Here is a 23977-nt window from a genome sequence, read left to right as displayed (position 1 = left end):
ATGCCACGGATCAGTGACGCGGACCGGGCCCGCAACGAGGAGGCGATCCGCGCGGCGATGGACCGGCTGCTGCGGGGCGAACTCCCGCCCGGTGGCAAGTGCGACCTGAAGACCCTGGCCGCCGAAGCGGGAGTGACCCGGACCGGCTTCTACCCGAAGAAGAACCGCGACGGCACCACCCGCCCCGGCCCCTACCAGCACCTCGGCGAGGAGTTCGAGCGTCGCCTGAAAGTCCAGCGTGACGCGGGTGAGGCCCCTGACCCCCGGGCATCGCAAATCGAGCGGCTCAAGGCCCAGGTCGCCGAGCTCAAGGAACGCGTCGCGAAACGGGACGAGGCGCTGGCCGAGCTCACCGCGTTCAGGACGCTTGCCGTCTCCCGGCTCACAGCCCAGCACGAGGAGATCGAGCGGCTGAGACAGCAGGCCGCCCAGGACGACAACGTCCGCCGCCTGCCCGCTGCCCGCGGCGGGACGGCCCCCTTCGGGTCGTGCAGTTGAGGCCGTCTCGGCCCGGATGTCCGTGCTAACCGCAATCATGGACGAGGACACGCCGATCATGCAGGAGGGGACACTATGGCGACCATCTGGGTTCTCACACAGCCAACAGGCGGCAACCTGACACAGGAGATCGTCCGAGCCGATGTGATCACCAGCGTCAGCGGGAACAGCGACAACGTGCTGGCCCTCCGGTCGGACACCCAGGCTGTGGTGTCCCTCGCATGGGGATCGACCGCCGGGAAGCCCAGGCCGCTGCCGGCCGGGTTCCACGTCTATTTCCTGCAGACGATGGACGAGGTGAGGCGGGACAAGAGCGACCTGGACCGGCTGGTGATGGCCAAGTGGGTCATCGACCAAGAGGAATGGCAGTGGCTGGTCGTGGATGTCGAAGACCTTGCGCCCCGCGAGTTCTAGACACTCGTACCGGACAGTGACATGGGGCCCGGCTTTGCCGGGCCCCATGTGTTCAGCCGAAGGCCAGTTCCCGGAAGGTGTTGCGGACGTCGGTCAGGGGCTGGCGGTCGCGGGTGTAGTAGAGCTTGTTGGTCAGCAGCACCGCCCACCGGTCCTCCGTGGGGGAGACCCACATGCCGGTGCCGGTGAACCCGTAGTGCACCCAGACGTCCTGCTCGTCGGTGGTGCCCGGGGCGGGGTGCCAGAACAGGCCGCGTGCAGGCTGAAGACCGCCTGTCTGCACGGTCAGCGAGTAGGCCGTCCACTCGGCCCCGAAACCGGCCTCGGCGGCGGCTGTGGCGGGCTCCAGCATGTAGCGCAGGAAGAGGGAGAGGTCGTCGAGGACGGTGAAGGTGCCGGCGATGCCGCACACCCCGCCCAGCAGGCGAGCGGAGAAGTCGTGGGCGACGCCTTTGAGGTGGGTGTCGGTGTCCTGGTCGAGTTCGGTCGGCGCACAGCGGGCCGCGAGGTGGCCGGGCAGCGGGCCGAAGCGGGTGGAGGTCATGCCCAGGGGCCGCCAGGTACGGGCGTCGGCAAGCTGGTTCAGGTCCTGGCCGGAGAGGTGTTCGGCGAGGTAGCCGAGGATGAGGGCGGCCCGGTCGGTGTATTCGACGGCCTCGCCGGGCGGCCGGTTGAGGTCCTCGTGCAGCACACCGGCCCGGATGGCCTGCGGGTCGGTGCCGTAGAGGTTCTTCAGCTGGGCCCGCAGCGGGAGGCCCGCGGTATGGGTCAGCAGCTGGCGGGCGGTGACCGTGCCGAGCGGCCGGTCGGTGACCTCGTCCCAGAAGGTGCCGAGCGGGGCGTCGAGATCGAGGACGCTGTCTTCCCACAGGGCGCCGATGGAGGACCACACGGCGAGGATCTTGGTGAGGCTGGCGGCGTCGAAGACGGTGTCGGGCCGCATTCTCACACCCGGCTCGTCAGGGTCCAGGACTCCGGTGGTTCCGCAGGTACGGACGCCGGCGGCGTCACCGACGGCCCACACGGCACCGGGGTAGACCTTGTTGCGGACACCTTCGTCCAGCAGGGCTTCGATGCGGTCGGTTGCGTGCGTCATGGTCTCCCTGTTCGCCGTCGGCTCCCGCCGGTCAGCGTAGTGAGGTGGGCGGGCCGGACCGTGCATGGCGCGGTCCGGAGATCGTGATCACGCCATCTGACGCGACTCGCCCCGTTGCACAAGGCCGCGGCCCTATCGTGCGGGTACACGGATGAAGACGATCTGCCGCAGGCTCGCCGAGCTGAAGATGAAGCCCAAGGCGAGACCGGGGCGAGCAGACAAGAAGGGGGAATGGGTGTCCGTCCCGCCGTCGCTCGGTCCTGTCGCACGCCTGCGTGCACACAACGAACGGGTCCTGCAGCTGCGTCAGCACATCCGCGTAGTGAACCTCCGGCAGCGCCTGATGTACGGCTTCGGTGCTGGTGTCGTGCTCTGCGTGCTCGGCGTCGCCGTCCCTACAGCGCTGACGTGGCAGCGTTTCGACATGGCCCCCTTCAACACGGTTCTCGTTCTCCTGGGCGTCGTATGTGCTGTTGGGTTCGTTGGGTCCTCATGGATCGAAACAGTCAGACATGAAGGCCCACGGCCTGGGACCTCTGGGGATCGGCTGACTCGCGAGGAGCTGGAGCTGGATCTCGAAATCGCAATCGAGAGCCGGCTCATCGACGCGACCCCGCTAGACATCCCCATCCGCAACAGGCAGTTCGCCTACAGCGAGTCCATACCCGAGGAAATGGACCAGCTCCGCAAAGAGAGCCACCGCTACCGTCGGCGGCACAACTTCTTCCAGCTCCTGATCATCATCGGTTCGATCGTTAACGCTGGGACGCAGTCCTTCAGTGACACTACCCAGCCACTCAAATCGATCATCATCGGCCTGACCATGCTGGTCGCCATCTGCGCTGGCATCACCGGGTACTACAAGTTCCGCGAACGCAGCTTCAACCTCCAGCAAACGGCGGACTCGATCGAAGAGCACGCCAACGCTTTCCACCTCGCTCTGCCGCCCTACGACAGCGCCGACCCTGCGGCCAACCTCGCTCTCCTCACTGCCAGGGTCGAAAGCCTCCGGGTGGAACAGAGGCGCCGAGAACAACAACTTGATCAACCGCCGGAAACCCGTGACCCGTCCGGCTGATTGCCAGCCTTGGCAGAGCCCAGGGCGGGCTGGGTATGAGAGGCATTCTCAGGTGAGTTGGCGGCCGAGGTCGGCCAGAGCCTGGGCAGTCGCTGAGAGGGGGTAGCGGGCGGCATTGGCGTATCCGGCCTGCCGCAGGGCTGTCAGCAGGCCGGGGGCGGTCCGCAGCCGGTCCAGGTCGCGGACGAGGGCGGCGGAGTGGGTGAAGTCGGTGGCCATGCCGGAGGCGGCCACGGCCTCGCTCAGGCCCGGCACCGGCTGGTAGAGGACCGGGAGGCCGCACGCTTGGGCTTCCAGCGCGACCAGGCCCATGGCCTCCAGAGTGGTGGACGGCATGACGAGCGCGTCGTGCTCGGTGAACGCCTGCCACAGCTGGGGACGGCGGAGCCAGCCCAGGTAGCGGGCCCGCAGCCCGGCGCGTTTCAGCAGCGGGGCCAGCGCTTGGAACTGGGCTCTGGGGGCGGCGATGCTCAGTTCGACGCCCTGGACCCGGGCGAGGCTTTTGACCAGGGCTTCGGCGCCCTTCTCCGCGGTGAGGCGTCCCGCGTACAGCAGCCGCAGGTGGCTCATGGAGGTGCGGGGCGGACGGGCCGGTGGGCTGGTCAGCAGCCGGTCCGGGATGCCCCAGGGGATCTGGGTGATCTTCCGGCGGTCGGTCTGCGGGGCGAGGCGGGTCAGGTGGTCGGCCATCGCGCCGGTGGGCACGACGATGGCGTCGGCGGCGCGGGCCGTTTCGCGCAGGGTCTGGAGCTGGTCGCGGTGGGCTTCGGCGAACAGGAGGTCGGTGCCGTGGACCAGGGCGATGCGCGGGTGCGCGGGCAGGGCCCTCATCAGGGCGGGGGTGGCGCCGAAGGCGAGGTGTTGCAGGTGCAGGACGCTGATCCGGGCGGGGTCGAGTACGGCGGTCAGCGACTTGCGCAGGGCAGTGACGTACCGGCCGAAGGCCGGGCCTTCCAGGCACTTTCCGGTGACTGGCAGCAGTTCGAGTCCGGCCGGGAGGCGGGGACGGACTCCGGCGGGGGCGAGCATGAATGCTTTGGCGGGGATGAGCGGTCTCTGGCCGGTGTAGAGGTCGAGGAAGAGTTCGACGCTGCCGCCGGGACTGCCGGCCGGAAGGTCCAGGAAGGTGGCGGCCAGTGGTCCTGGACGGGGGTTCGTGAGGGGCGTCATCGGCTGTCTCCGTCGATCTCCTCGTAGAGGCGGGAGATGTCGATGCCGTCCGTGGCCGCGTACTTCGCCGCCTGGTGCTGGTAGCTGTCCGGGTGGCCGTGGGCGGCGATGAAGACGAGCTTGCCGAAGGTCATGCCCGGGTAGACCCGCACGGGCCTGGCCACGCGGATCTCCAGGGTCCAGCGGATCGCGTGGCCCTGGTGGCCGAGCGGGGCGGAGACGTGGACCCAGATGCCCAGGGAGCCGATGGTGCGGTCCCCGTTGAGCATCTGCGCGAACGTCTCCGAGCCGGTCCGCTCGTGGGTGACGCCGAGGTAGAGCTGGCCGGGAACGAGGATGAGGCCGTAGTCGGGGATCGTCTGTTCGGTGAACGCGGTGGGGGCGGCGGCGTCCAGGTCGCCGTCGCAGACGCGGAGGGTGGCGCCGAGCCGCCAGTCGTAGGCGTTCGGGGAGATGCCGGCGGGGTCGTAGGGGTCGATGGTGATCTCGCCGGTGTGGACGGCGGCGGCGATCGCGGGGCCGGTGAGGATCACGAGGCCACCGCCCGGACGCGGGCGGCATCCCGCCAGTAGCGGGAGGGCTGTGGTCCCTGGGCGGCCTGGTATTTGCCGCGGTAGAGGTCGATGTCTCCGCTGGAGACGAAGAACATGATCTGCCCGATCTTCATCCCCGCGTACACCCGCAGGGGCCTCACCGGGGAGAGCATCAGCGTCCACTGGCCGTGAAAGCCGATGTCGCCGATGGGGGCGGTGATCTCGACGAACAGGCCGAGCCGGCCGACGGACGAGCGGCCGAACAGCAGCGGCACGAAGGTGTTCGAGCCGACCTGTTCGACGGTGTGGCCGAGGTAGAGCTCGCCGGGCTTGAGCACGTACCCGTCGCGGCCGATCTCGACGGCGGTTGTGGGGTTGGGCTGGTGGGCGTCGATGACTTCGGCGGTGTAGGTCAGCAGGGTGGGGCCCAAGCGGACGTTGTAGCTGTTGGGGTTGACCTGGTCCGGCTCGAAGGGGCTGATCGTCAAGCGTCCGTCGCGGGCGGCAGCGGTGATCTCGGGTCCGGTGAGGATCATCGGGCACTCTCCTCTTTCTCGGGCTCGGGCAGCGGGGTGGCGAGGATGCGGCGGACGGTCTCGCCGAGCCGGAGTCCGGCCTGGTGGGTGCGTCCGCCGAGGTAGGTGTCGGCGAGGTAGTCGGTGGTCAGCACGGACCGGAGTCCCTCCGGCAGGGGCCGCGGTGCGATGGCCAGCGGCCCGACCTGCCCGGCCAGGTGCGTGAGCAGTCCGTCCGTGCCGGCCATGTACGCGTCGGGGAGGAAGGCGTGGACGAGCTGGTTGCCGAACGGCTCGATGGCCAGCAGGTCCCCGAGCGTGAGGACGCCGGTGAGACGGGTGGGCCGCAAGGCGGTGTCGTTGAGGATGACCGCCTGGGCGCCGAGCCCGGTGTGCAGCCGGCCGGCGATGTCCTGCAGGAGACGGTGGCGGTCCAGCTCGGTATCCCGGTAGGGCTCATTCACGGTACCCAGGGGGGCGGCGAGCGTCCGGCCGGTGAAGGCGATCTTCTCCTTTAGGGCGGCGAGTTCGTCCGGCACCGTGTCGGCGGCGGGGAAGGTGGCGGTGCGGGCGGCCCAGCCGGAGCCGACGGGTTCGGCTGCGGCGTATCCGACAGCGAGCTCGCTGCCCTTGACCACGAGGGTGTCGCCGACGCTCACCGGCCCGTAGGTGTCGCTGTGGCAGTGGCCGGCGAAGATGACGTCGACGAACGGGCAGGCGCTGGCGAGGTGGAGATCCGTCTCGAAGCCGGAGTGGGACAGCACCATCCAGGAGTCAACACGGTGGTGGTGTTCCAGCATCAGCCCGCGCAAGGCGGTCACGGGATCGGTGACGCGGTGCCCGGCCCGCTGGTCGGCGGGGATGGTGTGAAACGCGTTCACGCCGATGACGGCGGTGACGGCGACGCGGCGGCCGTGCACGTCGACGATGCGGAGGCGGTCGAACAGCGGTCGGCCGGTGCTGTCGTCGGCAGCGTTGGCGCACACGGTCATCTCGTGCAGGCCGGGCTCGAAGTAGTGGGGCCAGCCGTGGTTGCCGGGGGCGAGGACGTCGTACAGCGTCGTGAGGATCTCGCGCTCGCGGGCTCCCTTGTCCAGCAGGTAGTAGCCGCTGCCCTCGAAGAAGTCGCCGCAGTCGGCGATCAGCGAGGTCGCCCGCAGTTCGTGCAGGTGAGCGAGGAGCCCGTCGGCCCGGTCGAGGGCGGAGTGGACGTCGGTTGTGGCCACGATCTGGGTGAAAGTCCTGGTCACCGCGGCACCTCGGCGATGTCGGCGCCGAGCGTGCGGAGTTTGGCGGGCAGGTCGGCGTGTCCGCGCCGGAGCTGGTCGAGGCCGGTGATGGTGGTGGCTCCGCGGGCGTTCAGGGCGGCGATCAGCAGTGCCGAGCCGGTGCGGATGTCGGTGGCCTTGACGGCGGTCCCGCTCAACCGCTGGGGACCGGTCAGGCGGCACTGGGTGGGCGAGAGCTCGTCGATCAGGGCGCCGAGGCGGGTGAGCTGGGGAATCAGGTTGCCGTGGCGGCCGGGGTTGATGCCGTCGGAGAACAGATGGATGCCGGGCAGCGTGAGGGCCAGTGTCATCAAGGCCGGTTCGAAGTCGGCGTCCAGGCCGTCCGGGGCGAGCGAGGCGATCGCCCTCAGCGGCCGTGCGCCGACCGGGCGGGCCCGGTGAACGGTGATCGCGTCGGGAGCGAGGGTGACGGGGACGCCGACCCAGTCCAGCAGGCCCGCAAGTGCCTTGAGATCCGCTCCGCTGATGCCCTCGATGCGGCCCTCGCCGCCAGTGGCCGCGATCGCGCAGGCCAGCGTGCCCGCCTCGATCTTGTCGCCGGGGACCGTCCAGGCGACGGTGCCGGCCGGGATGCCCGGCGGCGGGTCCAGAGTGATCTTCTCCTCGCTGGCGTGGGCCCGCCACCCGGCGGCGCGTAACGCGCCCAGCACGCCGGTGGTCTCCGGGGCTAGGTTCGGATTGCTTAGCTCAAGGCGGCTACCGGAGACCACTGCCCGGCAGACGGCGGCGACGCTCGCTCCGCGTGAGCGGAACGGCAGCGCCAGAACGACCCTGTCGCGGGCCTGGGTGGCGGCCAGAACGCGGTATCCGGCATCGTCGAGCAGGACGGTGTCGCCGAAGGCTTCGTACACCTTGAAGTGCAGGTCCATGCCGCGGTCCCCGATCTCGCAGCCGCCCGGCCAGGGCAGCACCGCCTGTCCGCAGGCCGCCAGCAGCGGTGCCACGAGGTAGTAGGAGGCCCTGATCCGGGCGGCGTCCACCAACTCGGGCACCTCGACAGGGCCGTCCTTGCGCATCACGATCACGGCCCCCGGCTCGGCGACCGGGTGAGCGACTCGGTAGCCGCACTGCTCCAGCAGGCCGAGCATCCTCTGGACATCGGCGCTGGCAGGGACACCGGACAGATGTACTGCGCGGCCAAGGGACGCGGCGGCGGCCAGCAGCGGCAGGGCCGCGTTCTTCGAGCCGTCCGCCTGCACCGTTCCGGCAAGCGGGCGGCCCGGCCGGACGGTGACGGCGTCGACGCCGGCTGCACGTGTGGGAGCAAGCTCCATGAAAAACCTCCAGGTCACATGTAGTTGGGGCTGAAGGCGATGCCAGGGGGCGGTCCGGCCGTCGGCACTGTGTGCGGCAGCGGCCGGACCGCGAACGGCACCACCCGCGGGGAGAGCGGAAAAGGGGCGGTGCCCGCCGCACACGCACCGGGGCGCCGGGCGCTTTGTGCGGCACCGGCCCAGCGGGCGGTCCGAGGAAGGGGGTGGTCGCCGCGCGGGCCGGAAGACGGAGTTCAGACGCTCACGAGGTCCGATGCGGGCAGGGTGCAGGTGATCTGCTTGCCGACCGGGCTCGGTTCGACCGTCCAGCCCGGCGCCAGCGCGTCGAGGATCCACAGCCCCCGCCCGGCCTCGGCGTCCGCATTGTCCGTAGCTTGATCGCGCCGCTCGGGAAAAGCTGAGGGCTCCGGGTCGTGCACCTGCACCCGTACGTGGTCCTCCTGCGGAAAGACCTGGACGACCACCGGCGCCCACGGACCGCACAACCGCACGGCGTTGCCGACGAGTTCGCTGGCCACCAGCCGGGCCGACTCCGCGATCGCCTCGCCTATCCCCGATCCGGTGACCGCCTTGAACACCACCTGCCGCATCTCGTGCAGATGCTCCGGGCTGGCACTCATGTGCAAGACGAACCCGGCGTCGCGGTGCACCAGGTAGAAGCCGCAGGAAGCCTGCGGCGAGACGGCAGTCGGTCCCGGACGGGCCTGGGCATCGTGCATGTGCGTGCTCCCCAGTCGACAGAGCGGGCAGCCGGCCGAAGTCGGCCGGGCTCGCGCTGAGGGTCGGCACGTCGGCCCCCGAGGGGGCAAAAAGCCCCGGGAGTCGGCGCAAGGCAAAGGCATATGACACGAAGCGCGATGGAGTCATCACGCCCCGCGATCGTTAGTCAGCATGCCCCGCTGCAACCGGATTGGGCAACATGCCCAAACGACATTCCTCAGATTGGTTGTCCATGCCCGAGGCAAGGGCCACACTGTCGGCATGGCCTGGAAGAGGAATCCTGCCCCCAAGTCCGTGTACCGCCGCCAACTGTCCGCTCAGCTCAAGGTGTTGCACGACCAGTCCGGCATGACGCTCGCCGAGGTCGGAGCGGTCATCGAGGTCGACCAGGGCTCGCTCAGCCGCATCATGAACGGCGACCGCGGCACCACCCCCGTCCTGGTGAAGGCGATGCTCGACTGCTACGGCGTCACCGAGCCGGCCGTCCGGGAAGACATCTTGGACCTGGTCCGCGCCGATCAGGCCCAGCGCAAGAAGTGGTGGCGCAAGTACTCCGCTGTCATCAACACCACCCAGTACGGCGGCTATCTCGAACTCGAGCAGAGCGCGACGGCCCTGCGCTCCTACGAACCGCAGCTGATCCCCGGACTGCTGCAGACACCCGAATACGCCCGCCAGGTCATCACCGCCATGCGCGTCGACCTGGATGCCAAGCAGGTCCAGGCCCTGGTGGACGTCCGGGTGAACCGCCAGGCCATCCTCGCCCGAGAGGACGCCCCGCCGCCGAAGCTGTGGGCGGTCATCGACGAGGCCGCCTTCCGCCGGATCGAGTCGAAGCCGGACGTCCTCAGGGAACAGCTAGAGCAGCTGTTGGACATCGAGCCCCGCACGAACATCACGCTGCAGCTCCTACCGTTCGACACCGGATTCCACCCCGGCCTGTACGGGTCGTTCATGCTCATGGGTTTCCCCGAGCCCAACCCGGACGTCGTCTGGGTGGAGAATCTGACGAACTCGGTGTACTTCGAGGGATCGGAGGATGTGGGGCGCTACACCGAGGTCTTTGACCACCTGCGGGCCACGGCCCTCGGCCCGCCCGAGACCCGCAGCCGTATCAAGAAGATGCTCAAGGAGCTGTAAGTGAGCAACACCAAGCCCGACCCCGCCGCGCTGGACTTCTCCGCCGTCACCTGGGAGAAGAGCCCGTTCAGCGGGGGCAACGACAACTGCGTGGAGTTCGGCGTGGTCGGCGACCTGATCGCCGTGCGCGACTCCAAGCGGCCCGAGCAGACCCCGCTCGTCTACACGCGGGGCGAGATCGCGGCGATGCTGGCCGGTGCGAAGGCAGGCGCGTTCGACCACCTGGCCTGAGCCGACAGTGGCCGTGAGGTGAGACGCCCGCAGGCGAAAGGCGGCGGCCCGACCCCAGCGTTAGTGGGGTCGGGCCGCCTTCGTCATCTTCGCAGACCTGGGCAACCAGGCAGGTGAAGCCCGCGTCTCAGGCTGGAACCCACTGCCAGAGGCCTTCGCCACGAGGCGAGGTGAATCGCGGCGCATCAGCGTCGTTTCTCGGACAGTTCCACGCCGCGTCCTGTCGACAGCGGTCCGTGTCCTGTCATCCTGAGTGGTCATCAGCCGGGCATCGCGGCGGCGAAGCCCAAAAACGTAAACGCAAAGGGAGTGAGGGTCCGGATGCCGGTGGTGGAGGCGTGCCTGTGGGGCCTCTTGGGTGCAGCCCTGATCGAGGGACTGGACCTGTACACGGCCATCCACACCACCGACGGCTGGCCGTGGAAGAAGAAGGGGCAGCCGACGTTCGCTCCCTACTTGGCGGCGCTGGTGATCAGGCTCGGCGTAGGCACTGGACTCACGGCCGCGTTCGCCGCCTCCCAGCAGGTTGCCGGCGCACTCGCAGCCGTGACCGTGGGAATCGCGGCGCCTAAAATCCTGCAGCAGCTGGCTAAGCAGGGCCTGGCCCATCAAGCTATAGAAGCGTCTCCCGCCCCGGCGCCGCAGGTGGACCCAGGGCAGGGAGCGGGAGCACAGCAGGCCGGTTCCGGCCCGGATCAACGAGGAGGACAGGTCGGTGCGCTCTGACTCGTTCACTGCCCAGGTACTCGAGAACCTCGCCCACACAGCGCCGCCGTTCTCGGCAGGAGAACCGTCCGCTCCCGCGCGCTCGTCCGGATCGGTCCCCCGCCCTTTCCGCTCCTGGCTGCGGCATGCGCTGGCGTTCGCACCGGTCAGCGACGACATCTCCCGCGGCGATGAAATGCGAATGTCACCGAAGGGCTCCAGCCGACCCGCCACGGCGCATGCCCGGACGGCAAGTCCCAAGCACCCGCGCTCCAAGGCGAACACGCCTCAGCGGGACCCTTCCGACCCGCCATCGGCTGCGGACATAATCACCCAGGCCCAGCGCACCCTGGAGGCCGCGCACGGCCTGGAGAACACTCTCCAGCAGTACGTGCTGACCCACCGCGCGGCACTGCAAGCAGCAGCTGCCGTGGTGACGGCGAGGCAGCGGCCGGAACACCGTCTCGGACGCCGGGCACGCGTACGGGGCACATGGGACCTGCTGCCGGAGCTCGCTCCCGAGTTCGCCGAGTACGCCAAGTACTTTCAGAACACCACGGTGAAGATGATCCGCGCCGAGGCCGGCATTGTCGGGGCCGTCGACGTACACGAGCTCGCAGACCTGCGCCGCTTCTCCACGGAGTTCGTGCGCAAAGTGGCGGCACTCGACGAAGTCGCGAGGCCCCCCACGCGGACAGCTGACGGAGGCAGTGCCACCACCATGCGCCGGACAAGCTGAGCGATGCCGCCGAGCCCGCCTCGGCGGCAGATCGAGCCACGTATAGTCAGATTCTGGCCCACCGCACGACATGACCTCCGTCACATCGGAACATCGAAAAAGGGACACGATGGTTCACCGAAACGCGACACAGCCCCGAGGCTCGGCCCCCGCGTAAAGCGACACGACCTGCGTGGGACACAGCAAGTGCCGCGACACGCTTGGTGGTCATCCCCCGGTCCACCCCCGCCGCACGCAGCCGCGCACCCCACCGTCGAAACATCGCCGTCCCCCTTGATTTCGCTTGAACTCGCTTGATTTCGCCTGGTTTCGCTTGAACTCGATCGCACTCAATCGCACTTGGTTCGCGCCGCCCGGACTCGCTCGCCTTCGCTCGAACTCGCCTCTCCGGCAGATCAGTTACGTCCCAGCAGTCCGCCCGCCAGACCGATCAGCACCGGCGCGACCCCGAGCGTCAGGAACGCGGGCAGGAAGCACGCCGACAGCGGCAGGGTGACCAGCACCCCCGCCCGCCGGGCCCGCGCGGCCGCCGCCCTGCCCCACTCCGTACGCAGCTCCGCGGCGATCCGTGAGACCGACTCGACGGCCGGCACCCCGGATATCCCGGCGCGCTCCATGCAGCGCGCCAGCCCTTCGGCTCCCGGCAGAGCGGCCAGCCGCGGCCAAACGGCGGCTGGTTCGCCACCCAGGCGCAGCTCCGCCGCCACGTGGCGCAGCCGCTCGCCGACCGGGCCGTCCAGCGACCGCCCCACCGCCTCGGCGGACTCCTGCGGCCCGGCCCCCGCCGCCAGGCAGGCGGCCAGCAGGTCCCCGGCCGGTGCCAGTTCCGCACGGACCCTGTCCTGCGCCAACTGCCTGGCCGCAACGGCGCGTTGCCGCCTCAGCCAGCGGTACGCGCCGTACCCCGCGGCGAGTCCCGCCACGATGCCGCCCGCCCCGCCCACGAGAACGGCCACGAAGGCGACCACCCCCAACGGCCCCCACCACTCCGCGAGCCCAGTGCTCCGCCGGTCACCGGTCCGCGGATCACCGCCCTGCCGGCCGCCGTCCTTAGCTCCGCCCCCGGCCGCGTACAGGGCCCCGCGCCCACGGCTCCGCCACCCGGCGGCCGCGCTCCGGCGCGACCGGGAACGGTCACCCACGGCGCGCCCATCCCGCCCGCCGCCGAGCACGTTCAGCGCCCGCTGCCGGACGGCCCGCCCACGGCGCACCTCGTGCACCAGTGCCGTCGCGCAGAGCATGACCAGCGCAGCCGCTACCGCCACCCCCAGCCTGTGGACAGCTTCCGGACTCGCGCCCTCCGGACTCATGTACATCGCATCTCGCCTCCCGCCCTCTCCGTCGTCCCTCGCTCCTGCTCCTGCTCCTGCTCCTGCGTTCCGCCTACGCCTGCCTCCTGCTACTGGTTCCGTATGCCAGGGCCTCGGGGCGCCGGTGGCGCCGCGTCGGCGACGATCCGTGCGGTCCAGGCCACCCCGCCCCACTCCAGCAACCCGCCGATCACCAGGCAGCCCCAGCCGGCCGGGGTGTGCAGCAGCACCCGCAGCGGATCGGCGCCGAGCGCGCTGCCCATCAGAAGGCCGCACACGGGCAGCAGCGCGAGCATCAGCGCGGTGGCCCGCGGACCCGCCAACTGGGCCCGTAGCTCCTCGCGTTGGCCGCGCCGGGCGGCGAGGCCGGCCGCGATCCGTTCCAGTCCGGCGGCCAGTCCGGCCCCGCCCTCCGCCGCGACCTGCCAGCACGCGGCCACGCCCGTCAGCCCCTCCGCCCCAGGCAGTCGCGCCGCCGTACGCAGCGTCCCGGGCACATCGCCGCCGTACCGCGCCGCCGCCAGTACCGCGGAGCCCGCCGCTCCGAGGTCCGGTGCGCCCGCCGCGAGCAGCGCCTGGGCCGGCTGCCGCCCGGCCCGCAGTTCGCCCGCCACCGCCGCGCACAGCCCGATCACCGCCGCGGACCGCCGGTCCCGCTCCCGCTCCGCCGTGCGGCGGGTCAGCCACCGGCGGACGACACACCCGGCCGCCACCGAAGCGAGCACCGGCAGCACCGATCCGCCCAGCACCCCGGCCCCGACCCCCACCGGCAGGCACCACGCCTCCCGCCCGACCGTCCCCCACCGCCCGAGGCGCCAGCGCCGCCCCGGGCCCTCCCCCACCGCCCGCGCCTCGATCCACCTCCGCACCCGCGCACACCATCGCGCCGCCGTACCCCCGTCCTCGTCCAGGCCCGCGGCTCCGGCGAACACCGCCCGCACCCGCCGCCCCGGCCCTTCCCGCCCGCCCACGCCCCACCAGCCCGCAGCCCCGGCGCAGAGCACCGCCCACCCCGAAACCCACATCGCCACCCCGCCCTCCCACTCGTCCCACTCGTCCCCGCAGTCACCCGCACACCCGCCGCCCCCGGCTCACCCGCCCCGCTCGCAGAGGCGCATCAACCGCCCCCAGCCGGGCGCCTCCCGGAATCCGTCCGGAGCCCACCGCGCGGCCGGGACCGTCACCACGAACCCGGCGTGGTCCCGCTCCAGGACGTGGATCTGGGCGATCCGGCGGCGGCCGTCCCGGTCTCGTACGAGATGGATCACCAGCGAGAGCGCGGCCGCGAGCTGGCTGTGCAGCGCCGCGCGGTCGAGTCCCGCGGTGGAGCCGAGCGCCTCCAGGCGCGCGGGGACATCGCAGGCGGCATTGGCGTGCACGGTGCCGCAGCCGCCCTCATGGCCCGTGTTGAGAGCCGCCAGGAGGTCTGTGACCTCGGCGCCGCGCACCTCGCCGACCACCAGCCGGTCCGGCCGCATCCGCAGCGCCTGCCGTACGAGGTCCCGTAGCGTCACCAGTCCGGCGCCCTCCTGGTTGGCGGGGCGCGTCTCCAGCCGCACCACATGGGAGTGGTCCGGCCGCAGCTCCGCCGAGTCCTCGGCCAGCACGATCCGCTCGGCCGGGCCCACCAGCCCCAGCAACGTGCTGAGCAGTGTCGTCTTTCCCGAACCCGTACCCCCGCTGACCAGGAACGACAGCCGGGCCGCCAGCACCGCCCGGAGCAACCGGTCGCCACCCGGGGGGACCGTGCCCGCCGCCACCAGTTCCCCGAGGCCAAAGGCGCGGGGCCGCAGCACCCGCAGCGACAGGCAGGTCCCGCCGACCGCCACCGGAGGCAGCACGGCATGCAGCCGGGTACCGTCCGGCAGCCGGGCGTCCACCCACGGGCGGGCGTCGTCCAGCCTGCGCCCGGCCACTGCCGCCAGCCGCTGGGCCAGCCTGCGCACCGCCGCCGCGTCCCGGAAGCGCACCGCCGTACGCTCCAGCCCGCCGCCCCGGTCCACCCATACCTCGTCCGGTGCGGTGACCAGCACATCCGTCACATCCGGTGCGGCCAGCAGCGGTTCCAGCGGTCCGCTGCCCACCATCTCGGACCGCAACGCGGCCACCACGCCCAGCACCTCGGCGTCGCCCAGGAGTTTCCCCTCCGCGCGCAGCGCCACCGCCACCCGGGCCGGCGTCGGCTCCGCCCCCGTCTCGGCCAGCCGCCGCCGCACCAGCTCCAGCAGCGCCCCACTCATACCGGACCCTCCGAAGACGCTCCGCCCGAGGGCACTCCACCCCGCGCCGCGCCGCCACCACTGACCGCCCCGTGGCCGCCGCCCAGCGCCCGCTCCCAGAACGCCGCCGAAAACCGGGCCAACGGGCCGCGCACATCCGCCCCCGGCGGCACGCCGCGCGCCGGATCGTCCAACAGGCCGTACTCCCAGGGGAGTTCGCCGGCCAGCGGAAGCTTCAGGAGACGAGCGATCTCGTCCGCCGCCAGAGCTGCGTGTGCCCCTGGGCCGTCGCGCGTCACTACCCGCAGGTCGCGCAGCACCATCTGGACGCCGGACGCCACCCGCCGCGCCGCCGCGACCGCCCGGAGTTCCGCGGGGACCACCAGCAGTCCGACGTCCACCTGCGCCAGCGCCTCCGCCACCGCTTCGTCGGCCCGGCGCGGCAGGTCCACCACCACGACACCGCCGCGCCGCCGCGCCGCGGCCAGGACCGCCCGCATGGCCGGTGGCGGGATGGCGACCTCGGCGCCCCGGTCCCAGCTGAGCACCCGCAAGGAGTGCAGCCGCGGCAGCGACTCCTCCAGGGCGCCGCAGGCCACCCGGCCGCGCGAGGCGGAGAAGGCGGGCCAGCGCAGTCCCTTCTCCCGTTCGCCGCCCATCAGGACGTCGAGGCCGCCACCGAGCGGATCGCCGTCCACGAGCACGGTGCGCCGCCCCGCGCGGGCCGCCGTGACGGCCAGCGCGCAGGCGAGGGTGCTCGCTCCGGCGCCGCCCCGGCCGCCGATGACGCCGACCGTGAGCGCCGGTTCGCCGACGCCCTCGGCTGCGTCGGCGATGCGGTCCACCAGCCAGCGCTCGCCGTCGGGCAGCGTCAGCACCTGCTCCGCCCCGATGCCGACGGCCAGCCGCCACACTGCCGGGTCGTCCGCGTCCCGGCCGACGAGGACGACGCCCGCCCGGCGCTCGGCGCCGCGCATCCGGGCCGCGCAGTCATCGCCGACGATCACCAGGGGCGCCGCCTCCCAGTCCCCTTTGGCGGCGGGCAATCCGTGCGCCACTTCCGGCAGCGCACCGGCCGCCGCGCAGAGCCGCAGAAGATCGTCGAGAAGTCGCTCGTCCTCGGTGACGATGAGCGGTCCGCCCCGCTCTTCGCCGTTCCGATCCGGCCAATCCGATGTTGTGGTTCCGGCCACGTTCCGTCCCCCTATCGCTACACAACTCGCACATCCGCGAACTCGCGGACTTTTACGGTGCAGCGATCCGGAAAATCCCGTGGATCTTGGTCCAAATCTGTGGACAACTCAGCCGCTGTGAATATCCCCATCACCTATACCAACGCGGCCGAGGGAGGTGACTTCCGAGAAGTTCTGAGAAGCGGAAGGGACTTCCGTAGCGCATCCCGATGACTACTGTGCGTAGTCGATGACGCGCGTCGGTGGAGGCGGCGACGAGGGCGGAACGGAAGTGGCAGCCCCCCTGCCCGACGGCGCAAAACGCGTCCGGACATGCGACGACCCCCGCCGGGGGGGAGAGCGGGGGTCGTCCCCTCGGCCGACTCGGGGGGGGAGGAGCCGGACCGGGTTAGCACGGTCGCGAACGATCCGTGACTTCCATGGTGTACCCGAGAGCCTTCTCAGGCAAACCCACGCGCCAGACCTTACGCCGAATGGTGGGCGCCTATGCTCGCCCCGTGGAAAACCACTCCGTACCTCACTCGACCCCTCGCACTGCCGCGTTCTTCGACTTGGACAAGACCGTCATTGCAAAGTCGAGCACGCTGACCTTCAGCAAGTCGTTCTACCAAGGCGGCCTGATCAATCGACGGGCCGTACTCCGCACCGCGTACGCACAGTTCGTGTATCTCGTCGGCGGCGCGGATCACGACCAGATGGAGCGGCTGCGCGCATATCTGTCCTCGCTCTGCCGCGGCTGGGATGTGGCCCAGGTCCGGGAGATCGTCGCCGAGACGCTGCACGATCTGATCGACCCGATCATCTACGACGAGGCGGCCTCCCTCATCGAGGAGCACCACGCCGCCGGGCGCGATGTCGTGATCGTCTCGACCTCGGGCGCCGAGGTCGTCGAGCCGATCGGCGAACTCCTGGGGGCCGACCGGGTCGTGGCCACCCGAATGGTCGTCGGTGCGGACGGCCGCTTCACGGGCGAGATCGAGTACTACGCCTACGGGCCGACCAAGGCGGAGGCCGTCCGCGAACTCGCCGCGTCCGAGGGCTACGACCTCGGCCGCTGCTACGCGTACAGCGATTCGGCGACCGATGTCCCGATGCTCGAATCGGTCGGGCACCCCTTCGCGGTCAATCCGGACCGGGCGCTGCGCCGCGAGGCGCTGGCCCGCGACTGGCCGGTGCTGTCGTTCAACCGGCCGGTCCCGCTCAAGCAGCGGCTGCCGGCGCTGTCGATGCCCTCACGCCCGGCGCTCGCCGTCGTCGCCGCGGTGGCCGCGGCCGCGGCCACCGCGGGCCTGGTCTGGTACACGAGCCGGCGCAGGACGGCGAGGGAACACCTTGCCCGAATTGCCCGCGTTTGAAGGCACAAGTAAAGATCTGAGGTGCGGGGTTCCGCTTGCCCCGTATTGGTAGTACAAAGGAGTTGACGGCCCGCGAGACCAAGGACATCCGAGAGGATTACCCATCACGCAGTAAGGCCCACGGACCGACGTATGAATATCGGGCACCCACGCGACGCCGACCCGTCGATTACGGGCCAGCCGCACCAGGTAACCGGACCGAGAATTCCGACCTGATGGGCAAACACCGTGCACGCATGGTAACCCGGTGGACATGCCAGCGGCGGTACCTATCAGCATCAGGTACCGCCGCAACCCCGTTCGGAGTCAGGTGAGTTGAGGGCGCGGGCCGAACCCCGCGCCCTCGGCCGGTCAGGCGGCGCCGCGTTGCAGCGCCTCGCAGACCGCCGTGCTCTCCCGTGACCCCAGCTCGACCGAACGTCCGCAGTGCGCGATCCACGCTGCGACGCCCTCCGGCGTCCCCGAGACGTAACCCTCCAGAGCGGCCACGTAGGCCGCGGCCCCCTGTTCGGCTTGGCCGACCTCCGCCGGGCAGATGGACTTCGGGTCCAGTCCGCTGCCGACCAGCACGATCCGCTCCGCCGCCCGCGCGACCAGCCCGTTGTACGAGCCGAACGGCCGCAGCGCCAGCAGTTCGCCGTGCACCACCGCGGCGGTCACCAGGGCCGGTGCCGAGGTGCCCGCCAGCAGCATCCGGGCCAGCCCGTCCAGCCGCCCGGCCACCTCGCCGGCGGTCGGCAGCGCCAGCTCGACCAGCGGCTCGTCCACCGGCTCGGCCGCCAGCCGCGGACGTCCCACCGTGTCGTCGGCCGCGCCGCCGCCGGCCGCCACCAGATGGAGCCGCGCCAGTACCCGCAGCGGCGACTGCCGCCACACGCTCAGCAGTTGTCCGGCCTCGGCCGTCAGGCGCAGCGCCGCGCCGACCGTCCGCGGCTCGCCGTCGACGCCGAAGTCGGTGCGCCGCCGCACCTCTTCGAGTGCCCAGTCGGCCCCCGCGAGCGCCGCGGAACCGCGCGCTCCGCGCAGCGCCGCCTCGGCGCTGACCTCACCGCTGCGGCGCCGCATGACCCGGTGCCCGTAGATCCGGTCGACGCCCTTGCGGACGGCGTCCACGGAGTCGGCGACCCCTGGGAGCGCCGCCAGGGCCGCGAGCGGATCTCCACTCGCGTTCGGGGGTGCGGGGGTCGTCCCCCGGGAGAGTGCAGCCATGGGCACGACCCTACGCACCACCGGGCGGAACCCCCCGAAGGAGTGGTCTTCCTCACGGAAACGTCTCACCGCATGCAATATGACGATTACCCTTGGTGAACATGAAGATCGCTTTCGTAGGCAAGGGCGGCAGCGGCAAGACCACCCTGTCCTCCCTGTTCATCCGGCATCTCGCCGCGGCCCGTGTCCCCGTCATCGCGGTGGACGCCGATATCAACCAGCACCTGGGCGCCGCCCTCGGCCTGGACGAGAAGGACGCCGCCGCGCTCCCCGCGATGGGCGCCCATCTCCCGCTGATCAAGAACTACCTGCGCGGCAGCAATCCGCGTATCCCGTCCGCCGAGACGATGATCAAAACCACCCCGCCCGGCGAGGGCTCGCGGCTGCTGCGGGTCGGCGGGCGCAACCCCGTCTACGACGCCTGCGCCAGGACCGTGCCCCTCGACGACACCTCCGTGCAGCTGATGGCGACCGGTCCGTTCACCGAGTCCGATCTGGGGGTGGCCTGCTACCACTCCAAGGTCGGCGCGGTCGAGCTGTGCCTGAACCACCTCGTGGACGGCCGCGAGGAGTACGTCGTCGTCGACATGACGGCCGGCTCGGACTCCTTCGCCTCCGGGATGTTCACCCGCTTCGACCTGACCTTCCTGGTCGCCGAGCCGACCCGTAAGGGCATCGCCGTCTACCGCCAGTACAAGGAGTACGCCCGGGACTTCGGCATCACCCTGAAGGTCGTGGGCAACAAGGTGCAGGGCCCGGACGATCTCGCGTTCCTCCGTGCCGAGGTGGGCGACGACCTGCTGGTGACCGTCGGGTACTCCGACTGGGTGCGGGCGATGGAGAAGGGCCGCCCGGCCCGCTTCGCGGACCTGGAGGAGACCAACCGGCGGGCCCTGGAGACGCTGCACACCACCGCCGACGCCGCGTACGAGCGCCGCGACTGGGAGCGCTACACCCGCCAGATGGTGCACTTCCATCTGAAGAACGCGGAGAGCTGGGGCAACGCGAAGACGGGCGCCGACCTGGCGGCCCAGGTCGACCCCGCCTTCGTGCTCTTCGAGGGAGCGGCCGCTCCCCAGCCCGCGTGACCTAGTGCCCCTCCCGGCAGGCTTTGCCCCGTCGCGCCGCCCAGCACGCACGCTCGCCGCGTTGGCCAAAAGCCCTTGGTAGCTCCGCCACAAGGGCCTCCGGCCGCCCTACGATCGCACGCACCGGACGACGCTCCGCACGGGGCAGACATCGCCGGTCACGGCACTAGTCGTCCGAGCCGGCCCGCTCACCCCCTTCCGGACGGGGCGCCGCCGGCGCGGACGGGGCGGAAGCGGCGGCCGGTGCGTCGGAGAGGTAGGACGCCCAGCCGTCCTTCGGCGCCTCGCCCACCGGCAGCGCCCGCAGCTTGGCGAGCACCTTCGGGTCCTGGACATCCAGCCAGTCACTCAGCTGCTTGAAGCTGACACACCGGACGTCCTGCTGCGGGCAGACGGTCTTGATGGTGTCCTCGACGGCCTTCATATAGGCGCCGCCGTTCCAGGACTCGAAGTGGTCGCCGACGAACATCGGCGCGCGGTTGCCGTTGTACGCGCGCTCGAAGCCCTGGAGCAGGCCGTCGCGCATCTGCTGTCCCCACGCTTCGTGCATCGACGGGTCGCCACTGGAGGCGCCCGACTGGTTGGCGAGGAAGTTGTAGTCCATCGAGAGGGTCTCGAAGGACCGCCCGGGGACCGGGATCTGCTGGAGCGGGAAGTCCCAGACGCCGTCGATCTGCTGCGGCCAGATCTGGAGGCCGCCGGGCGAGCTGGTGTCGTAGCGGAAGCCCATCTCCTTGGCGGCGGGGATGAGGTTGCGCTGCCCCTCCAGGCACGGCGCGCGGCCGCCGACCAGTTCCTTGCCGTAGTCGAAGGGCAGCGGCTTCTCGCCCTGGATGCCGGAGTTGGACTTCCAGTTCTTCACGAACCACTCGGCCTGCTGGATCTCGCTCTTCCACTCCTCGGTCGACCAGGTACCGACACCGCGGTCGGGGCCGCAGAAGTGCCCGTTGAAGTGGGTGCCGATCTCGTTGCCGTCCTCCCAGGCACCGCGGATCTGCGTCACGGTGTCCTTGATTCCCTTGAGGTCGTTGAAGCCGATCTCCGACGCGCCGGCCGCGTGCTGCGGCGGGTTGTACAGCTCCTTCTTGGTCTCCGGGAGCAGATAGACGCCGCTGAGGAAGTACGTCATGGTCGCGTCGTACTTCTTGCCGACCTCGCGGAAGTGCGAGAAGAGCTTCTGCTTGTCCTCGCCCGCGCCGTCCCAGGAGAACACCACGAACTGCGGGGGCCGTTCACCCGGTCTGAGCCGTACGGGCCTGGGCTGGTGCGGCTGCGCTCCGGTGTAGGCGGTCGAGCCGTCGCCGATGAGTCTGACCTTCTGCGCGGCGTTGGGCGCGGCCCGCCCCTTCTTGGTGTGCTGGGCCGGTTCGTCCTGCGCGGCCCCGGCGCAGCCGGCGACGGCGGCCAGCGCCATCGCGGCGGCGATCCGCGCCGTGATCGTCGGTGCGGCTGTCATCAGCCACCTCATTCCTGGTGCCGTGAGCACCCTCCGAAGGGATCAATCGGAAAAACTGCCCACAAGATCCCATACACCAAGAAGAGGGATTAAAACGACAAGCCAATAGTCATCATATTCACCCGATAGATGGAATGAACGGCCCGCCTGCCCGAAAGAACTTCTCTTCGCCTTTACGTGTCATTACGATCCGTTTACCAATGCTGGAGAGTCACCTGACCGTCACGGACCGCGACGGACGCCGGTGGCTCGCGTCCCGCCGCAGTACACCGCCGCCCCACGATCGCGCCCCGCGCGACCGCGTCGCCCCGGAGGAGACGGGAATGTCGCAGACCGAGAAGTCACCGCCGCAGCCGAGGCGTTCGGCGCCCCGTCGCACGCCCCTCACGAAGCCGCGTACGGAATCACGCCCGGAACCGCGTACGAGAGGCGCCTCCCGTACGGCATGGCGCCGGGATCTCTCCGCATCGGTCGTCATCTTTCTGCTCGCCGTCCCGCTCTCGCTCGGGATCGCCCTCGCCACCGGCGCCCCGCTCCGGTCCGGAATCGTCGCCGCGGCCGTCGGCGGGATCGTCGGCGGGCTGCTCGGTGGGGCCCCGCTCCAGGTCAGCGGGGCGGCCACCGGGCTCCTGGTCGTCACCGCCGACCTCGTACAGCGCTACGGCTGGCGCGCCACCTGCGCGATCACGGTCCTGGCCGGTATCACTCAACTCGCCCTGGGAGCGCTGCGGGTGGCCCGCTCCGCGGCGGCCGTCAGCCCCGCGATCGTGCACGGCATGCTCGCCGGCATCGGCGTCACCATCGCCGTCGGGCAGTTCCATGTGGTGCTCGGCGGCAGCCCGGACAGCTCCGTGCTCGACAACATCGCCGCGCTGCCCCGCCAGTTGGAGCATCCACCCGCCGCCGCGGTACTGATCGGCGCCCTCACCATCGCCGTACTGACCGGCTGGCGCCATCTGCCGGGCCGCGCCGGGCGCCTGCTGCGGACGGTCCCGGCCCCCCTGGCCGCCGTTCTCGCCGCGACGGCCGTCAGCGCGGGCACGGCGGCGCCGCGCGTCACACTGCCGCCCTGGCAGGCGCCGGAACTGCCCGTGCTGCCGGACGCCTCGGTGCCGGTCCTCGCCGCCGCGGTGCTGACCGTCACCCTCGTCGCCGGCATGGAGTCGCTGCTGTCGGCGGTGGCGGTGGACCGGCTCGCCGCCGAGCAGCCGGACGCCCCGGCCGGCCGGGCGGACCTCGACCGCGAACTGGCCGGCCAGGGCGTGTCCAACATCGTGTCCGGGCTGCTGGGCGGTCTGCCGGTCTCCGGCGGCGCGATGCGCGGTTCGGCGAATGTGCGGGCCGGTGCGGTCACCCGGCGCGCCACCGTGCTGCACGGCGGGTGGGTGCTGCTCTGCGCCGGGCTGCTGGCCGGGGTGCTGGAGCTGATCCCGCTGGCCGCGCTCGCCGCACTGGTGATGGCCGTCGGCGTACGGATGGTGAGCTTCGCGCACATCCGGCATGTCCAGCGGCACCGCGAATTCCCGGTTTACGCCGCCACCTTGGGCGGGGTCGTCGTCTTCGGTGTCCTCCAGGGCGTCGTGACCGGCATCGCGGTCGCGGTCCTCCTGGCGCTGCGCCGGCTGACGCACACCCGGGTCACCGTCACCGAGGAGTCCGGCGGCCACCGGGTGCGTGTCAGCGGGCAGTTGACGTTTCTGGCGGTGCCGCGGCTGACCCGGGCGCTGGCGCCGGTGCCGGAGCGGGCCGATGTCGTCGTCGAGTTGTGCGGTTCGTTCATGGACCACGCCGCCTACGAGGCGCTCCGGTCCTGGTCGGCCGGCCATCGGGCGCGCGGCGGCCGGGTGACGCTGGGCGGCCGTTCGGGCCGGCCGGCCACCGAGCCTGCCACCACCCCCGCCTGCCTGCCGTGGACACCGTGGCGCACTCACCACGGCACCGTCCCCGCCCCGGCCCACGCCGCCGCGCCCGAGACCAGCGGCAGCCAACTGCTCGGCGGGGTGAGCGCGTTCCAGCGCCATACCGCCCCGCTGGTCCGCGAGGAACTGGCCCGGCTGGCACGCGAGGGCCAGCGGCCCACCCAGCTCTTTCTCACCTGCGCCGACTCCCGGCTGGTCACGAGCATGATCACGTCCAGTGGGCCGGGCGATCTCTTCACCGTCCGCAATGTCGGCAATCTGATGCCACCGCCCGGTTCGGACGCCTCCTGCGACTCCGTCGGCGCGGCGATCGAGTACGCGGTGGAGGTGCTGAGGGTCGGTTCGATCACGGTGTGCGGCCATTCCGGGTGCGGCGCGATGCAGGTGCTGCTCGGCTCCGCGGCGTCCGGTGCCGACCCGGGCGCGCCGGCCGCCGCCACCCCGCTCGCCCGCTGGCTGCGGCACGGCCGGCCGAGTCTGGCCCGTATGCAGCGGATCGGGCGGCTGGGACGGGGCGAGGTCGCTCTCGCCGAACGGCCGGTGACCGACGACCACGAGCGGCTCGCGCTCGTCAACGTCATGCAGCAGCTCGACCATCTGAGGGCGCACGCCTGCGTGGCCCGCCGGGTCGCCGAGGGTTCCCTCACGCTGCACGGCATGTATTTCCACGTCGCGGAGGCCCAGGCGTACGTGCTGGACGAGAGCACCGGCCGGTTCTCCGCGGTCCGCGCCGAGCCCACACCGGTCACCGCCTGACCTGCGAAAGCAGACAGGTCTACACCAATTTTCCCGGACACCCCTTGTCATGCGTGCCATGGGCTGATGA

At 71.1% G+C, this 23977-nt stretch carries 23 protein-coding genes; 10 read left to right on the top strand and 13 right to left on the bottom strand.

The genetic code is table 11. The features are described from left to right. Together ACLJWH_RS37925 and ACLJWH_RS37920 are read left to right on the top strand one after the other, a co-directional pair. Entirely contained in the window at window positions 1-498 is a 498-nt protein-coding gene (locus ACLJWH_RS37925; RefSeq protein ID WP_411146359.1) for a hypothetical protein, read from the top strand. A 75-nt stretch (window positions 499-573) separates the two neighbouring features. Further along, window positions 574-912 carry a hypothetical protein gene (locus ACLJWH_RS37920; RefSeq protein ID WP_411146358.1) on the top strand — a complete coding sequence of 113 codons (339 nt, stop codon included), beginning with the start codon at window positions 574-576 and terminating at the stop codon, window positions 910-912. 52 nt (window positions 913-964) lie between these two features. On the opposite strand, the gene ACLJWH_RS37915 is transcribed toward ACLJWH_RS37920, so the two are convergent. Continuing rightward, entirely contained in the window at window positions 965-2008 is a 1044-nt protein-coding gene (locus ACLJWH_RS37915; protein WP_411146357.1) for a serine hydrolase domain-containing protein, read from the bottom strand. Between the two features lie 151 nt (window positions 2009-2159). Here ACLJWH_RS37915 and ACLJWH_RS37910 point away from each other — a divergent pair, with 151 nt between their 5' ends. Continuing rightward, window positions 2160-3086, top strand: a complete 927-nt coding sequence (locus ACLJWH_RS37910; RefSeq protein WP_411146356.1) for a DUF4231 domain-containing protein — start codon at window positions 2160-2162, stop codon at window positions 3084-3086. 48 nt (window positions 3087-3134) lie between these two features. Here the strand turns inward: ACLJWH_RS37910 and ACLJWH_RS37905 are convergent, their stop codons facing one another. The 6 genes from ACLJWH_RS37905 to ACLJWH_RS37880 all read right to left on the bottom strand — a co-directional run bounded on the left by ACLJWH_RS37905 (window position 3135) and on the right by ACLJWH_RS37880 (window position 8586). After that, complete coding sequence (locus ACLJWH_RS37905; protein ID WP_411146355.1) at window positions 3135-4256, bottom strand: glycosyltransferase family 4 protein; 1122 nt, start codon at window positions 4254-4256, stop codon at window positions 3135-3137. After that, entirely contained in the window at window positions 4253-4789 is a 537-nt protein-coding gene (locus tag ACLJWH_RS37900; RefSeq protein WP_411146354.1) for a dCTP deaminase domain-containing protein, read from the bottom strand. Before ACLJWH_RS37900 ends, ACLJWH_RS37905 begins: the two co-directional genes overlap by 4 nt. Beyond that, entirely contained in the window at window positions 4786-5325 is a 540-nt protein-coding gene (gene dcd / locus ACLJWH_RS37895; protein ID WP_411146353.1) for a dCTP deaminase, read from the bottom strand. The genes ACLJWH_RS37900 and dcd overlap by 4 nt, the downstream gene beginning before the upstream one ends. Then, window positions 5322-6554: a metallophosphoesterase gene (locus ACLJWH_RS37890; RefSeq protein WP_411146352.1), complete on the bottom strand. Its 1233-nt coding sequence runs from the start codon at window positions 6552-6554 to the stop codon at window positions 5322-5324. Before ACLJWH_RS37890 ends, dcd begins: the two co-directional genes overlap by 4 nt. Next, window positions 6551-7867, bottom strand: coding sequence for a UDP-N-acetylglucosamine 1-carboxyvinyltransferase (locus ACLJWH_RS37885; RefSeq protein ID WP_411146351.1), 1317 nt, complete (start codon window positions 7865-7867; stop codon window positions 6551-6553). The genes ACLJWH_RS37890 and ACLJWH_RS37885 overlap by 4 nt, the downstream gene beginning before the upstream one ends. Window positions 7868-8100: 233 nt before the next feature. After that, window positions 8101-8586, bottom strand: a complete 486-nt coding sequence (locus tag ACLJWH_RS37880; protein ID WP_411146350.1) for an ATP-binding protein — start codon at window positions 8584-8586, stop codon at window positions 8101-8103. A 262-nt stretch (window positions 8587-8848) separates the two neighbouring features. Here ACLJWH_RS37880 and ACLJWH_RS37875 point away from each other — a divergent pair, with 262 nt between their 5' ends. From ACLJWH_RS37875 to ACLJWH_RS37860, 4 genes are all read left to right on the top strand, one after another. Next, entirely contained in the window at window positions 8849-9727 is an 879-nt protein-coding gene (locus ACLJWH_RS37875) for a helix-turn-helix domain-containing protein (RefSeq protein ID WP_411146349.1), read from the top strand. Beyond that, entirely contained in the window at window positions 9728-9958 is a 231-nt protein-coding gene (locus ACLJWH_RS37870) for a DUF397 domain-containing protein (RefSeq protein WP_411146348.1), read from the top strand. Between the two features lie 321 nt (window positions 9959-10279). Beyond that, a complete protein-coding gene (locus tag ACLJWH_RS37865; RefSeq protein ID WP_411146347.1) occupies window positions 10280-10684 on the top strand; it encodes a hypothetical protein in 405 nt (134 codons plus the stop codon). Window positions 10685-10865: 181 nt separating this feature from the next. Continuing rightward, complete coding sequence (locus ACLJWH_RS37860; RefSeq protein WP_411146346.1) at window positions 10866-11402, top strand: SAV_6107 family HEPN domain-containing protein; 537 nt, start codon at window positions 10866-10868, stop codon at window positions 11400-11402. A 395-nt stretch (window positions 11403-11797) separates the two neighbouring features. Here ACLJWH_RS37860 and ACLJWH_RS37855 read toward each other — a convergent pair whose 3' ends face one another. The 4 genes from ACLJWH_RS37855 to ssd all read right to left on the bottom strand — a co-directional run bounded on the left by ACLJWH_RS37855 (window position 11798) and on the right by ssd (window position 16124). Then, a complete protein-coding gene (locus tag ACLJWH_RS37855; protein ID WP_411146345.1) occupies window positions 11798-12667 on the bottom strand; it encodes a type II secretion system F family protein in 870 nt (289 codons plus the stop codon). A gap of 134 nt (window positions 12668-12801) precedes the next feature. Continuing rightward, window positions 12802-13737 (bottom strand): type II secretion system F family protein, encoded by a 936-nt coding sequence (locus tag ACLJWH_RS37850; RefSeq protein ID WP_411146379.1) that lies wholly within the window; start codon window positions 13735-13737, stop codon window positions 12802-12804. A 66-nt stretch (window positions 13738-13803) separates the two neighbouring features. After that, on the bottom strand, window positions 13804-14952 hold the full coding sequence (locus ACLJWH_RS37845) for a TadA family conjugal transfer-associated ATPase (protein ID WP_411146344.1): 1149 nt from the start codon (window positions 14950-14952) through the stop codon (window positions 13804-13806). Beyond that, window positions 14949-16124 (bottom strand): septum site-determining protein Ssd, encoded by a 1176-nt coding sequence (gene ssd / locus ACLJWH_RS37840; RefSeq protein ID WP_411146343.1) that lies wholly within the window; start codon window positions 16122-16124, stop codon window positions 14949-14951. Before ssd ends, ACLJWH_RS37845 begins: the two co-directional genes overlap by 4 nt. A 473-nt stretch (window positions 16125-16597) precedes the next feature. Here ssd and ACLJWH_RS37835 point away from each other — a divergent pair, with 473 nt between their 5' ends. Beyond that, entirely contained in the window at window positions 16598-17479 is an 882-nt protein-coding gene (locus ACLJWH_RS37835; RefSeq protein ID WP_411146342.1) for an HAD family hydrolase, read from the top strand. 351 nt (window positions 17480-17830) lie between these two features. Here ACLJWH_RS37835 and ACLJWH_RS37830 read toward each other — a convergent pair whose 3' ends face one another. Continuing rightward, window positions 17831-18688 carry an oxidoreductase gene (locus ACLJWH_RS37830; protein WP_411146341.1) on the bottom strand — a complete coding sequence of 286 codons (858 nt, stop codon included), beginning with the start codon at window positions 18686-18688 and terminating at the stop codon, window positions 17831-17833. A gap of 101 nt (window positions 18689-18789) precedes the next feature. Between ACLJWH_RS37830 and ACLJWH_RS37825 the strand changes: the two genes are divergently transcribed. Beyond that, on the top strand, window positions 18790-19776 hold the full coding sequence (locus ACLJWH_RS37825) for an ATP-binding protein (RefSeq protein WP_411146340.1): 987 nt from the start codon (window positions 18790-18792) through the stop codon (window positions 19774-19776). A 166-nt stretch (window positions 19777-19942) separates the two neighbouring features. Here the strand turns inward: ACLJWH_RS37825 and ACLJWH_RS37820 are convergent, their stop codons facing one another. Continuing rightward, complete coding sequence (locus tag ACLJWH_RS37820; RefSeq protein ID WP_411146339.1) at window positions 19943-21232, bottom strand: hypothetical protein; 1290 nt, start codon at window positions 21230-21232, stop codon at window positions 19943-19945. Window positions 21233-21555: 323 nt separating this feature from the next. Here ACLJWH_RS37820 and ACLJWH_RS37815 point away from each other — a divergent pair, with 323 nt between their 5' ends. After that, the gene (locus ACLJWH_RS37815) at window positions 21556-23907 is read left to right on the top strand and encodes a SulP family inorganic anion transporter (protein ID WP_411146338.1); all 2352 of its coding nucleotides are present in this window, start codon (window positions 21556-21558) and stop codon (window positions 23905-23907) included. Window positions 23908-23977 lie beyond the last annotated feature (70 nt).

This window comes from Streptomyces sp. x-80 (assembly GCF_046549095.1).
Taxonomy (GTDB): Bacteria; Actinomycetota; Actinomycetes; order Streptomycetales; family Streptomycetaceae; genus Streptomyces; species Streptomyces celluloflavus.
This window is presented reverse-complemented; position numbering and strand designations above follow the sequence as displayed.

Bases quoted from the DNA above. Each gene is read 5' to 3' on its own strand.
- ACLJWH_RS37925 (WP_411146359.1), top strand. From the start codon at position 1: ATGCCACGGATCAGTGACGCGGACCGGGCCCGCAACGAGGAGGCGATC.
- ACLJWH_RS37920 (WP_411146358.1), top strand. From the start codon at position 574: ATGGCGACCATCTGGGTTCTCACACAGCCAACAGGCGGCAACCTGACA.
- ACLJWH_RS37915 (WP_411146357.1), bottom strand. From the start codon at position 2,008: ATGACGCACGCAACCGACCGCATCGAAGCCCTGCTGGACGAAGGTGTC.
- ACLJWH_RS37910 (WP_411146356.1), top strand. From the start codon at position 2,160: ATGAAGACGATCTGCCGCAGGCTCGCCGAGCTGAAGATGAAGCCCAAG.
- ACLJWH_RS37905 (WP_411146355.1), bottom strand. From the start codon at position 4,256: ATGACGCCCCTCACGAACCCCCGTCCAGGACCACTGGCCGCCACCTTC.
- dcd (WP_411146353.1), bottom strand. From the start codon at position 5,325: ATGATCCTCACCGGACCCGAGATCACCGCTGCCGCCCGCGACGGACGC.
- ACLJWH_RS37885 (WP_411146351.1), bottom strand. From the start codon at position 7,867: ATGGAGCTTGCTCCCACACGTGCAGCCGGCGTCGACGCCGTCACCGTC.
- ACLJWH_RS37880 (WP_411146350.1), bottom strand. From the start codon at position 8,586: ATGCACGATGCCCAGGCCCGTCCGGGACCGACTGCCGTCTCGCCGCAG.
- ACLJWH_RS37875 (WP_411146349.1), top strand. From the start codon at position 8,849: ATGGCCTGGAAGAGGAATCCTGCCCCCAAGTCCGTGTACCGCCGCCAA.
- ACLJWH_RS37865 (WP_411146347.1), top strand. From the start codon at position 10,280: ATGCCGGTGGTGGAGGCGTGCCTGTGGGGCCTCTTGGGTGCAGCCCTG.
- ACLJWH_RS37860 (WP_411146346.1), top strand. From the start codon at position 10,866: ATGTCACCGAAGGGCTCCAGCCGACCCGCCACGGCGCATGCCCGGACG.
- ACLJWH_RS37850 (WP_411146379.1), bottom strand. From the start codon at position 13,737: ATGTGGGTTTCGGGGTGGGCGGTGCTCTGCGCCGGGGCTGCGGGCTGG.
- ACLJWH_RS37845 (WP_411146344.1), bottom strand. From the start codon at position 14,952: ATGAGTGGGGCGCTGCTGGAGCTGGTGCGGCGGCGGCTGGCCGAGACG.
- ACLJWH_RS37835 (WP_411146342.1), top strand. From the start codon at position 16,598: ATGGTGGGCGCCTATGCTCGCCCCGTGGAAAACCACTCCGTACCTCAC.
- ACLJWH_RS37830 (WP_411146341.1), bottom strand. From the start codon at position 18,688: ATGGCTGCACTCTCCCGGGGGACGACCCCCGCACCCCCGAACGCGAGT.
- ACLJWH_RS37825 (WP_411146340.1), top strand. From the start codon at position 18,790: ATGAAGATCGCTTTCGTAGGCAAGGGCGGCAGCGGCAAGACCACCCTG.
- ACLJWH_RS37820 (WP_411146339.1), bottom strand. From the start codon at position 21,232: ATGACAGCCGCACCGACGATCACGGCGCGGATCGCCGCCGCGATGGCG.
- ACLJWH_RS37815 (WP_411146338.1), top strand. From the start codon at position 21,556: ATGTCGCAGACCGAGAAGTCACCGCCGCAGCCGAGGCGTTCGGCGCCC.